At 71.4% G+C, this 3,448-nt stretch carries 3 protein-coding genes and 1 pseudogene; 1 reads left to right on the forward strand and 3 read right to left on the reverse strand.

Features of this window, described 5'->3' with window-relative positions; genetic code table 11:
- Nucleotides 1-300: pseudogene (locus ACYVE7_RS31285) on the reverse strand (AAA family ATPase); the annotation flags it as partial.
- A 345-nt stretch (nucleotides 301-645) separates the two neighbouring features.
- On the opposite strand from ACYVE7_RS31285, the gene ACYVE7_RS31290 reads away from it, so the two are divergent.
- Nucleotides 646-1,290 (forward strand): M15 family metallopeptidase, encoded by a 645-nt coding sequence (locus ACYVE7_RS31290; RefSeq protein WP_460369829.1) that lies wholly within the window; start codon nucleotides 646-648, stop codon nucleotides 1,288-1,290.
- A 1-nt stretch (nucleotide 1,291) separates the two neighbouring features.
- On the opposite strand, the gene ACYVE7_RS31295 is transcribed toward ACYVE7_RS31290, so the two are convergent.
- The gene (locus tag ACYVE7_RS31295) at nucleotides 1,292-1,978 is read right to left on the reverse strand and encodes a ribonuclease HII (RefSeq protein WP_460369830.1); all 687 of its coding nucleotides are present in this window, start codon (nucleotides 1,976-1,978) and stop codon (nucleotides 1,292-1,294) included.
- Between the two features lie 19 nt (nucleotides 1,979-1,997).
- Nucleotides 1,998-3,143, reverse strand: coding sequence for a TerD family protein (locus ACYVE7_RS31300; RefSeq protein WP_460369831.1), 1,146 nt, complete (start codon nucleotides 3,141-3,143; stop codon nucleotides 1,998-2,000).
- Nucleotides 3,144-3,448 lie beyond the last annotated feature (305 nt).

Raw genomic sequence — 3,448 nt, forward strand, 5'->3', positions numbered from 1 at the left:
CGCCGCCCCGGCGAAGAGCAGCGCGATCAGCGCGCTGCGCCAGGGCGCGTACCCGCTGAGCCAGAGCGCGGCGACCGCGACGGGCAGCGCCAGCAGCGCGAGACCGATCCCCTGGTGCGCGGGATCGGGGAACAGCCGCGCCAACGGCACGACGGCGGCCAGCCAGGCGGTCACCACCACCAGCACGGCCACCCCGGCCGGGGACCGAAGCGTCAGATCCACCACCACCAGCAGGACGAGCGCACCGGCCAGGGCACTGAGCACCGGCAGATCCGCGACGACGGCCAGCGCGACGGTCACCGCCAGGACGAAGATTCCCGTCGAACGCCTGATGCCTGAATGGATCCGAAAATATCCGGCTTGCATGCGTTCGAACAGATCCCGTGCCGCTCCTCGTGGCGGACGGGCGCGCGTACCTCCGAGCACTCCCATTGAACCGACAGCCTTACTTGCTGTCGGCCCCGAGTCCAGTACCGGACGCCGTCAGTCCGTCAGGAAACGCAAGATCTCTCCACCGGATCGCTTGACCGCGGCCGGAAACAGGAGGAAAGCCTGTTTCCTACGTGTCGTCGGAAAAGTACGGGCATCGGCGCTGGGAGCCGCCCGGGGCCCGGCTCCGCCAGGGTGACCTGCCAAAATAGGAGAATGGACGAGATTCTGCTGATGTCCGACGCGCGGGTGGCGGACGTTCCGGTGGGCGAGAGCACCGAACCCCTGGTCGACGTCAGGGAGCTCGGACTGCTGCTGGACCACCGCAAGTCCGGCGACGGCGCGTCCTACCCGCTGCTGCGCTCGGGCGTGGCGGAACGGCTCGTCCAGGCGGAGTCGCTGCTCCCCGACGGCACCCGGTTCCTGCTGGTCGAGGGCCACCGGCCGCTCGCCCTGCAGACCAGGTACTTCGAGGAGTACGCGAAGGACCTGCGGATCGCGCACCCGGAGTGGCCCGCCGCGCACGTCCAGCGGATGGCCAGCCGGTATGTGGCGCCGCCGGAGGTCGCGCCGCACAGCACCGGCGCCGCCGTCGACCTGACCCTGGCGACCGGCGACGGCACCGAGCTCGATCTGGGGTCCGAGGTCAACGGGTACGACGACGCGGGCGCGCCGAGCCTCGCCTACACCGACGCCACCGGTCTGCCGGCCGAGGCGGCGCACCACCGCGGCGTCCTCGTCAAGGCGCTGTCGGAGGCGGGGTTCGTCAACTACCCGACCGAGTTCTGGCACTGGTCGTTCGGCGACCGCTACTGGGCGGCCGTCCGCGGCGAACCCGCGCTCTACCCGGCGCTCGCCTGACTCACATCAGGCTGAGCTGGCCCTCACCGGCGTTGGGGTCGCGGTGCCTCTTCAGATGCCGCCACCGCGGAAGATCGTCGAGGTAGGACCAGGAGAGCCGGTGGTGCGCGGTCGGCCCGTGCTCGGCGAGGGCCCGCTGATGCTGCGGCGACGGGTACCCGGCGCTGTCGGCGAACCCGTACTCGGGGTGGCCGAGCTCCGCCATGTGCCGGTCCCTGGCCACCTTCGCCAGGACGGACGCCGCCGCGATCGACAGCGACCGCTGGTCGCCCTTGACCTCGGTCCGCACCCGCCAGGGATGGCCGAGGAAATCGTGGGCGCCGTCCAGCAGGACCACGTCCGGCCGGACGGGCAGCGCCGCCAGCGCGCGGTTCGCGGCCCGGCGCAGACTCGCCGTCATGCCCAGTTCGTCGATCTCCGCGGCCGACGCCCAACCGAGACCGTGGCCCGCCAGCCATCCCGGCAGCAGCTCCGCGAACGCCGCACGGTGCGCCGCGGTGAGCAGTTTGGAGTCCGTCAACCGCACCGGCCGCTTCTTACGGGGCAGGACGGGCGGCTCGGTGAAGTCGGTGACCGCGGCGCAGACGAGCAGCGGGCCCGCCCAAGCGCCGCGGCCGACCTCGTCGACGCCCGCGATGGTGCGGGCGCCCGCCGCCCTCAGCTGATCTTCGATCTCGTAACCGGCCACCCGGAGATTGTCCCAGGGGTCATTTGCCGCTGGAGGCCGTCCAGCGGAAACCGAAACCGTAGTCCTCGTCGGCGAGCTGCTTACCGCCCTTACGGCCCTTGGTGGCGTAGTAGCGGGCCTCACGGTTGACGACCAGTTCCCCGTTGACGCTGTCGATCCGGGCGATGACCGCGGTGCGGGCTTTCGGCACGTCGCACTCGTCCAGGAAGATCTCGATCGGCGGGGAGCCCTGCGGCTCCAGCGTGACGACCGCGCCGAGCCCGGCGAAGCTGTCGGCGCCCTCGTAGATCACGGCCATGACGAGCAGCCGGCGGAACGCGGAACCGTGCGACAGGTTGATGGTGAGGTTCTCGCCCTCGGCGCGGGCGCCCGTCCGGTCGTCGGCGTCCAGCAGCAGGTAGGGCGGGGCGTCGAGGGAGCCGAACTGCTTGGCCAGCGGGTCGATCATGCCCTTGCGGCCGTCCTGGAGCTCCCACATGCAGCACAGGTCGAGGTCGAGCTTGCCGAGCCCCTGGGCACGCCAGTTGAGGTTGACGCGCATCGTGCCGGAGGTCGCCCCGCGCTTGGTCAGCGACACCGACGGCGCCTGCTTGGTGAGCGTCACCTTGGACAGGCTGACGGGCGGGGCGGGCGGCGGGGTCGGCGCGGCGTCGTCGACGGAGATCCCGAAATCGGTGGCGAGCCCGGCCAGACCGGTAGCGTACCCCTGGCCGACGGCCCGGAACTTCCAGGCGCCCTGACGGCGGTACAGCTCGCCGAGCACGAACGCGGTCTCGGTGGTGGCGTCGGTGGGCTCGAACCGGGCGAGCTCCGCGCCGGAGGCGGCGTCGAGCACCGCGACGTGCAGGCCCCGGTACTGGCCGAACGTGCCGCCGTCGGCGGACGCGACGATCGCGACCGTCTCGACCTGCGGATCGACCCGGTCCAGATCGACGAGCAGGGTGTCGACGACCCCCTGCGGTCCGGTCTGCTTACCGCCGTGCCGGACGGCGCCCGACGGGTCGGACGGCTGGTTGTAGAAGATCATGTCGGCGTCCGAGCGGACCTTGCCGTCGGCCAGGAGCAGCGCCGTCGCGTCGGCGTCGGGACCTGACGCCCAGCTCAGCACCACCCGGACGGAGGAGGCGGGGACGGGGACATTGGCACCCTTGGGCAAAGAGGACATCACAGGCTCCAGCAAACACGAGAAAAAGGGGGCGTGGACACCCCACGCCCCCTTCACAAAGGCTCGGAACCGAAGCGCGCCATGCACGATCCCGCGCCGTCCTGCAGCACTCTAGACCGCGCACGCTCCGCACGCGTCCCGCGACACTCCGAAATACCGGTCAGAATTCCAGCACGGTCTTCCCGCTCTTGTGGCCGCCCGCGAAGTCCGCGAGCGCTGCGGCCGCCTCGCTGAACGGCCGCACCGTCCCGGCCTCCAGCCGCAGCCCGGCCGCGACCAGCTCCGCGAGGCCGACCGGTTCCAGG

Source organism: Actinocorallia lasiicapitis, assembly GCF_054778695.1.